The organism is Microbispora sp. NPDC049125 (assembly GCF_040802045.1).
Taxonomy (GTDB): Bacteria; Actinomycetota; Actinomycetes; order Streptosporangiales; family Streptosporangiaceae; genus Microbispora.
This window is the reverse complement of record NZ_JBEZDW010000041.1, coordinates 65,115-72,957: the sequence shown is the minus strand read 5'-3', so window position 1 is coordinate 72,957 and position 7,843 is coordinate 65,115. Positions and strand designations below refer to the sequence as shown.

Here is a 7,843-nt window from a genome sequence, read left to right as displayed (position 1 = left end):
CCGGGCCCCCCGCGCCCCCGCGCCGCGCCGGGGCCGCCGGGGGGGGGGGGTCGCGCTCTCTCGCTGGGGGGGGGCCCCGCCCCCGGGGGGGGGGGCCCCCCCCGCCCTCGTGCACCAGGTCTTACGCCCGCTCACACCTCGCGTCGCCCGCGCCGCGGTCGCGGAAGCGGGCAGGCGTACGGCACCAGGGGCTCACGAGGAGATCATCTGGCTGGACAGGCCGTCCTGGGCGGTGAGCAGCGCGCGCAGCTCCTCCGCGCTCTCGCCGCAGGCGGTCATGATCAGCCCCCGGTCCATCTCCGCCCGGGACAGCGACCTCGTCAGCCGGGTCGCGTACCAGCGGCCGGCGTCGCTCCTCCAGATCGACCAGCGGCCGGCATAGTCGCTGCGCAGTTGGGTCCAGGCAGCGTCCTCGGCTGGGAACCGCACGCGTACCACCTCCAGGCTCGGTGCAGGCTCGGTGCCGGAGACACAATGTGCTCATCCGGACACGATCGGTATGAGATGCGGTCTCCCCCGTCGGGGCACCGCGCCACCGCGCCCGAAGTGAAGATCTCCCACGCGATGCGGTCACTTCACCCGATCACGACGCTCGTTCCCTCGGCCCCACCAGCCCCATGCCACATCCGGAAATGACGGAGGTAATCCGAAAAGACATGATGCTTACGGCGATCCCGGTCAGAGGGAGGCTTGACCATACTTCGTGAGGCGAAGTATGGTTCCCGGCATGGCCAAGAGATCACCCGCGATCAGCGAGCCGACGTACTTCATTCTCGCGGCGCTCCTCGACGGTCCGATGCACGGGCACGGCATCATCAAGCGGACCCTGCATCTGTCCGAGAGCAGGGTGAAGCTGCCGGTCGGCACCCTGTACGGCGCACTCGACCGGCTCGCGGCGAGCGGCCTCATCACCGTGGAGCGGGAGGAGATCGTCGACGGGCGGCCACGGCGGTACTTCCGGCTCACCGACGAGGGCCGCGCCGCGGTGTCCGAGGAAGCCCTGCGCATGCAACAGGCCGCCGCGGTGGTGACGGGCAGGATCGTCGGTCTCGGATCGGCGTTCGCGTGAGCGCGGGCCCCCTCGCCGTCCACCCCACCCGTGTCGTCCCTGCCGCCCGTGTCGTCCCTGCCGCCCGTGTCGCCCGTGTCGCCGTGGGCGTCCGGGAGGCCGGATGACGACCACGGCGGGCACCGGCGTCGGATCGGCAGCCGGCCCATGGGCGCTCGAACGCCGCTACCGCTACTTGCTGCGCGCCTACCCCCGTGACTACCGGGAGCGGTTCGGGGAGGAGATCGTCGCCACGCTGCTGGAGACGACCCCGCCGGCACGTTCCGTGCCGTCCCCCCGCGAGGCGGCGTCGCTGGTCCACGGGGGTCTTCGCGCCCGCGCCGCGCTGGCCTCCGAGGGCCCGCCCTGGCGGGACGGGCTCCACCTGGGGGTGCTGGTGGTGGCGCTCGGCACCTTTGCGACGCTTCTCCCCTACGCCGGGTCCATCCCCCTGTGGGTGGGGCTGTCCGCGGCCACTGTCTTCGCGGTGACCTACGGATGGGTATGGCCGGCGATTCCCCTCGCCGCCGTCACCGGCGGCAAGGTCGCGGCCATGGCGCTCGGGAGGCCGTGGCTCGACCAGACCCTGCTGCCGGTGCTGCCCGACCGGTTCTGGGGCGGACGCGCGCTCTACGGCACCGGCGGCCCGATCGCCCCGATGATCGCGTACGCGGTCCTCATCGTGGGCCTGCTGGTGCTCGCCTCCTCGAAACGGCCGCTCAGGACGAGGTCGTGGCGCTGGTGGGCGGTGGCGCCGCTGGTGGCGGGCGCCGACCCCGCGTGGCTGGACCTCGCCGACGCGTCCCCCGCGACGTTCGCCCGGGTCGCCGTGGAGGCCGGCCTGCTCCTGCTCGCCTGCTGGGCGGGGCACGTCTCGGGGGATCCACGCTGGGCGGTCGCGGCCGGCGTGTACCTGGTGACGCAGCTGGCCGTTCCGATGGAGAACCTCTCGCTGCTCAGCCGTAACGGCCTCGCCCACTGGGCCCTGCTCGCCCTCCTGACCGTCGCGGCGACGGTCGCGCCCTACCAGTCGCGCCGGCGCCTCCAGCTCTGATCAGGCTCTTATCCGCTCCTCCTCGGTCCGAGGGGGAAGCCGCGGCGTGCGCTCCTTCGGCCGCGCCCTCTCCGGCCACCCACGCGGCCCGGCCGGCCTTCACGTTCCCTCACAAGGATCGATGCATCGTGCTCACAGCCGTCCGACCGTTGGCGCCTCCCTCGCGCCGTGTCATCACCGTCCGGGACCACCGCGCCTTCGTCGTCCTCGTCTCGTTCGCCGCCGCGCTTCGCGCCGTGACGATGCTCGCCTACCGCCCCGCCCAGCTCTACTGGTACGACTCCTTCACCTATATGGACACGGCTCTCCATCTGAGACCACCGGCGGCGTTCCATCCCATCGGATATCCGCTCCTGCTCCGGCTCCTGTGGCCGTTCCACAGCGTCTCGGTGGTGGCGGCCGTGCAGCACACGATGGGTCTGGCCGTGGGCGTCATGACGTACGCGCTGTTGCGGCGGCGGTCGGTGCCAGGCTGGGCGGCCGCCCTCGCCGCGGCGCCCGCCCTGCTCGACGGCTCGTTCCTCCGGCTGGAACACGCCGTCCTGTCCGACACGCAGTTCATGTTCCTGATCGTGGCCACGGTCACCGTGCTGCTGTGGTCCCCCCGGCTGACGGTGCGGGCCGCCGCGACGGCCGGGCTGCTGCTGGCCCTGGCCACACTGACCCGGACGGTGACGCTGCCGCTGCTCATCGTGGTCCTGTTCGTCCTGGCCGTCCAGCGGGCGGGTCCGCGACCGCTGCTCGCCCTCGCTCTGGCCGCGGCGCTGCCGCTGTCGGCGTACGCCGCCTGGTACAGCCGGGTGCACGGACGATTCACCCTGAGCGGCGCGGACGGCGTCTCGCTCTGGGCCCGCACGATGACCTTCGCCGACTGCCGGGTCATCGAGCCGCCCCCCGACCTGGCCCCGCTCTGCCCGAACGGCACGACGGTGGACGCCGCGTCCGAGTACGTATGGGCCCCCGGCGCCTCGCTCAACCGGCTTCCCGGCGACCAGTTCGCCCACAACGACCTCGCCCGCGCCTTCGCGATCCGGGCGATCGCGGCCCAGCCGCTCGACTACCTCCGCGACGTCGCACACGACACCCTCCTGACCTTCGCCTGGACTCCGATCCGCCATCCGCAACGGACCACTCCCGCCTTCGGCTTCACACTCGGGGACGGGTCGCTTCCGGACCAGCCGCTGATCGGCACGATGAGACGGGAGTACGACCCGGCCATCCGGGGTCTTTCCACGGTCCGGCCGTTCGCGGACGTCCTGGTGGCCTACCAGTACCCGGCATACCTGCGCGGCCCGTTCCTGGCGGCGATCCTGGTGGCCGGGGCGCTCGGTGCCGTGATGCGGCGACGCGCCGCCCTTCTGCCCTGGACCATGGCGGTGTCCCTCCTCGTCGTCCCCGTCGCCGTGCTCGATTTCGATCACCGGTACGTCCTGCCGGTCATCCCGGTCGCCTGCCTGGCGGCGGCCCTCGCCCTGCACGCGCTCCTCACTCCCGCGCGGCTCCGTACGACTCCGAAAGATGAGATCACATGTCCATGAAGCCGGCGGCGCTCGCCGCGTTGTCCCTCGTCGTGCTGGCGGTCTGCGGACGCGCCGCTGAGACCCGCGCCGCCCCCGCGCCGGGTGGGGGCCCGGAGCCCACCCGCGCGATCGAGACCGCGCGCGCCGACTGCATGAGACAGCGCGGCTTCACCTACATCCCCTACGTCCCCCCGGCCCGCGTGGTCACCGAGGAGGAGAGCAGGCGGGACAGGGGAGAGCACGCGGCCCTGAGGGCGTTCCGCGCGCGGTACGGCTACGGCGCCTACGCCCTCTACGTGTATCCCCAGCGGTTCGGCAACCCCATGGTGAAGCCGGCACGGCCCGGCCCCGTCGATCCCAACCTCTCGATACAGAGCGCGCTGTCGCCCACCCAGCTCACCGCGTACCGCACAGCGGACGACGCCTGCTACGCACAGGCCGTGAAAAAGATCCTCGGCAGGGACGTCGCGTCGGCCATGGACCACTTCAGGCAGGCGGAGGACCTGGCGCAACGGCGCACCGTCCAGCTCGACGCCGATCCCACGCTCGCCCGGCTCGCCGGCGCCATGGCAGGCTGCATGAGGGCGAAGGGCTACGCGATCGGCTCGTCCACGCCGTCGGCGATGGACCAACGGGGACCCGCGAGGTTCCAGGCGCAGATCACCGAGATGGGACGGGCCGACGACATCTCCGATGACCCGTTGAAGGCGCAGGGACCCGGCGCCGACGGCCGGTACCAGGTCTACCAGCCCATGCTCAGCCCGGAGCAGGCCCGGCCGTACCTGACCGCGGAGATCGCGGACGCGCTCGACGACCTGGAGTGCGGCGCGGACTTCTACCGGGTCTACACCCCACGGGTCATCGAGCTCCGCGGCCGGGCGTACGCCGAGTTCGGACTGGAGCCATGACCGGCGGTGGCGGCGTCCGCGGCACAGCAGCGACCCCGGAGAAGACGGGCTTCCACCCCGGCGGGCCGAGCCCTCGCCTGACGGCGGGGCGTAACCGCGTAACCATGGTCGGGAAAGGCGAATGTCCAGTTAAGACACGCCTTTGACGCCTTGCCGAACATCAAGTCAGATGAGAACTTCGAGAGGCTGCCGTCTCTCGAAGGGGTAACCGCTCATGTCTGGACTCCCTCAGCTTCCATTCGACCGTGCGGATCTGCTGGCGGTCTCGCCCGAGTTCGGCGAGCTGCGGGCCGCCGAGCCCGTGACCAGGGTGCGCACCGAGACCGGTGACGAGGCGTGGCTGGTCACCGGATACGAGGAGATCAGGCAGGTGTTCGCGGACGACCGGTTCGGCAGGTCGCACCCCACGCCGGAATCGGCCCCGCGCATTTCCAACAACGCCCTGATCGGCGGGCCGAGTGGCGAATACGCTACCGAGCGCCAGGTCCACGAGGCGATGCGGCGGCTGCTCGCGCCCGCCTTCTCCGCCCGGCGGATGCGCGCGCTGGGTGGGCGGATGCAGGTGCTGGTCGACGAGCTGCTGGACGAGATGGCCGAGCAGGGTCCCCCCGCCGACCTGCACGAGCGGCTGTCGGTCCCGCTGCCCATCATGGTCATCTGCGAGCTGCTCGGCGTGCCGTACGGCGACAGGGAGAAGTTCCGCGCCATCGCCGAGGAGATGACGAACCTGTCGGACCCGGAGCGCTCGGCCGACGCCCAGCGCCAGATGAGCGAGTACACCTACGCGATCGTCCAGGAGAAGCGGGAGCACCCCGGCGAGGACGTCTACTCCGACCTGGCGACCGCCGCCCTGGAGGAGAGCGACATCGCCCGGGTCGCGGGCGGTCTGCTGTTCGCGGGGCACGAGACCACGGTCAACCAGATCGACTACGGCGTGCTGCTGCTCCTGCGGAGCCCGGCCCAGCGGGACGCGCTGAGGGCCGATCCCTCGCTCGCCGCCGCGGCGGTCGAGGAGATCATGCGGATGGCCGTGCCGAGCCAGCACGGGCTGGTCCGCTACGCGCACGAGGACGTCAAGGTCGGCGGCGTGGTGATCAGGGCCGGTGAGCTGGTGATGCTGGCCGTCCATGCCGCAAACCGGGACGGAAGGGTCTACGAGGAGCCCGAGCTGTTCGACATCGCGCGGGAGATCTCGCACCCGCACGTCGGGTTCGGCTACGCCGCCCACTACTGCCTCGGGGCCGGTCTGGCCAGGGTCGAGCTGCGTACCGTCTTCGGGTCGCTCTTCCAGCGCTTCCCCGCCCTGCGCCTGGCCGTCCCGGAGACGGACCTGACGCCGCGCAAGGACCGCCTCACCGGAGGCTTCACCGCGCTTCCCGTCACCTGGTGACGGCGGCCTGACCCGTCCCGGCCGCCGTCAGTCGCCTTACAGCCGCCTCCTCAGTCGCCGGCGCGACCTCGCGGCAGGTCGAAGTGAACGCGGACGCTCGTGCCCGAGGCGTGCCGGTGCAGGCGGACGAGGTCGGCCAGCTCGTGCACGACGACCAGGCCGCGGCCATGGGTGGCGGTGTCCGGGGGCGGCACCAGACCGGCGAGCGGATCGCGGATCCGGCCGGTGTCGTCGATCTGGCACACGAAGACGTCGTGCTCGGTCCAGACCGTCAGCCTGCCCGGCCCCCGGGTGTGCTCGACCGTGTTGGTGGCCAGCTCGTTCACGGCGATGGCCAGCTCACTCACCCGGAGAGGGGCGAGGCCCGCCTCGGCCGCCCGCGCGCCGGCGAAGTCGCGCACCGACGGCAACGCCCTGACACCGTCGAAACAGCACGTGGCGGCGCCGCTCGGAGGACGGGGCAGGGGCACGTCGAACGCGGCCGCCGTCTCCAGCGGGTCGGTGTAGGCGGGGCTGTCCCGCGTGCCGGCGGTGTCCCGCATCACCGGATGCGTCCGGTGCGCGTCGACGACCGCCTGGGTGTGCAGGCGGGAGGCGTCGTACGGGCACAGCACGGTCGCCTCGTCCCCGGCCAGCGCCACGTTGATGAGCGCCTCCTGCGCGGCGCAGGCCGCGTACTCCATGTCCCCGCGGCCCTTCCACAAGGGCTCCGCCACGATCCACGCCGGGTGGCCGGTGTGGTCGCGCAGGAACGGCAACAGCAGACCGGGGATGATCCGTCCGGGGTTGCGGCCGGCGACGGCCATGTCCACGAAGGTCACCGCGGAGGAACGGCCGCCCACCAGGGCCCGGATCACCTCACCTCCGCGGCCGGGCACGGCGACCAGGACAGGGCCGCCGACCGCCAGCGCGCGGTCGAGGAAGGCCCCGCAGCCCTCGGCGTACTCGTCGTCGTCCCGATAGAGCAGGCCGACGTGCTGCAGTGAACCCTCAAGACGGTCCGGTGTCGTCATGCCGTGGTTTCCCGGGCCTCGGCGGCGTCCACTCCCGGGATCTGGTCACCTCCGAGAAGCGTCAGGAGGCGGGCGATCCACGGGGAGCAGCCGGCGATCCGCATCCCCGCCGGGAAGGTCCGCGCCGCACGGATCAGCAGCCGGGCCACGGCGGCGTCGGCGAAGCGCAGGTCGGTGAGGTCGAGCGTGGCCGGGGCCCCGGTCCGCGGCAGGTCGTCCCTGAGGCCGTCGAGCGTCGCGGCCAGGGCGTCCCTGTTCGAGGCGTCGGCCTCGCCCGTCAGCTTCAGGCCCGGAGGGTCGACGGTGCGCCGCATGCGCAGCAGGGGCCGCCAGCCCGGGCCGTCGCCCGGCTCCAGCGTGCCCGGATGGGCGGCCGCGATCCGGTCGAGCTCGTCCGCCGGGAAGGACCGCTCGTCGTACAGGCACAGCGCGAGCGCGTGTTCTCCGGTGAAGACCCGGTTGACCTCGGCCTCGTACCATCGCAGGCGGTCCGCCCCGGCGATCTTCGTGGCCGCCCAGGCCATGTCGCCCATCGCCCAGAGTCCGGCGTAGCCGCAGTCACGCGCGTCGGCGATCGCCCGCCGCCATGCGCTCATCACGGCCTCCGGGTGGAACGCCCCCGACGCCAGGTAACTGTCCTGGGCGGAGGTCACCCGGAGCCCGCCGCGCTCGATCAGGGCCCTTCCGTCGACTCCCCTGCTCCCGAGCTGCTCAAGCACCGTCTCCGGACGCTCCACGGAGAAGTACGCGACCTGGTGGCCGCTGCCGACCCCCGCCTCCACGAAGCCGGCGACGGTCGCGAGGCGCTGCTCGTCGTCGCGGTACAGGCGGCACACATGGTCACCGAGGTCGAGCCGGCCAAGCAATGCGCCGTCCATCGAGCCTCCCCTTGCGACGGTGGTACGCAGGG

Annotated in this window: 8 protein-coding genes; 5 read left to right on the top strand and 3 right to left on the bottom strand. The window is 72.3% G+C overall.

What is annotated here, in order from left to right; translation table 11 throughout:
- Positions 1 to 192: 192 nt before the first annotated feature.
- Positions 193 to 429 carry a hypothetical protein gene (locus tag AB0B72_RS33795; RefSeq protein WP_367743421.1) on the bottom strand — a complete coding sequence of 79 codons (237 nt, stop codon included), beginning with the start codon at positions 427 to 429 and terminating at the stop codon, positions 193 to 195.
- Positions 430 to 727: 298 nt separating this feature from the next.
- Here AB0B72_RS33795 and AB0B72_RS33790 point away from each other — a divergent pair, with 298 nt between their 5' ends.
- The 5 genes from AB0B72_RS33790 to AB0B72_RS33770 all read left to right on the top strand — a co-directional run bounded on the left by AB0B72_RS33790 (position 728) and on the right by AB0B72_RS33770 (position 5,920).
- Complete coding sequence (locus AB0B72_RS33790; RefSeq protein ID WP_367743420.1) at positions 728 to 1,069, top strand: PadR family transcriptional regulator; 342 nt, start codon at positions 728 to 730, stop codon at positions 1,067 to 1,069.
- Positions 1,070 to 1,172: 103 nt separating this feature from the next.
- Complete coding sequence (locus AB0B72_RS33785) at positions 1,173 to 2,102, top strand: hypothetical protein (protein ID WP_367743419.1); 930 nt, start codon at positions 1,173 to 1,175, stop codon at positions 2,100 to 2,102.
- Positions 2,103 to 2,230: 128 nt separating this feature from the next.
- A complete protein-coding gene (locus AB0B72_RS33780; protein WP_367743418.1) occupies positions 2,231 to 3,640 on the top strand; it encodes a hypothetical protein in 1,410 nt (469 codons plus the stop codon).
- A complete protein-coding gene (locus AB0B72_RS33775; RefSeq protein ID WP_367743417.1) occupies positions 3,631 to 4,530 on the top strand; it encodes a hypothetical protein in 900 nt (299 codons plus the stop codon). The genes AB0B72_RS33780 and AB0B72_RS33775 overlap by 10 nt, the downstream gene beginning before the upstream one ends.
- Positions 4,531 to 4,744: 214 nt before the next feature.
- The gene (locus tag AB0B72_RS33770) at positions 4,745 to 5,920 is read left to right on the top strand and encodes a cytochrome P450 (RefSeq protein ID WP_367743415.1); all 1,176 of its coding nucleotides are present in this window, start codon (positions 4,745 to 4,747) and stop codon (positions 5,918 to 5,920) included.
- 50 nt (positions 5,921 to 5,970) lie between these two features.
- Here the strand turns inward: AB0B72_RS33770 and AB0B72_RS33765 are convergent, their stop codons facing one another.
- Positions 5,971 to 6,933 carry an anti-sigma factor RsbA family regulatory protein gene (locus tag AB0B72_RS33765; protein WP_367743414.1) on the bottom strand — a complete coding sequence of 321 codons (963 nt, stop codon included), beginning with the start codon at positions 6,931 to 6,933 and terminating at the stop codon, positions 5,971 to 5,973.
- Positions 6,930 to 7,811 carry an MEDS domain-containing protein gene (locus AB0B72_RS33760; RefSeq protein ID WP_367743413.1) on the bottom strand — a complete coding sequence of 294 codons (882 nt, stop codon included), beginning with the start codon at positions 7,809 to 7,811 and terminating at the stop codon, positions 6,930 to 6,932. The genes AB0B72_RS33765 and AB0B72_RS33760 overlap by 4 nt, the downstream gene beginning before the upstream one ends.
- Positions 7,812 to 7,843 lie beyond the last annotated feature (32 nt).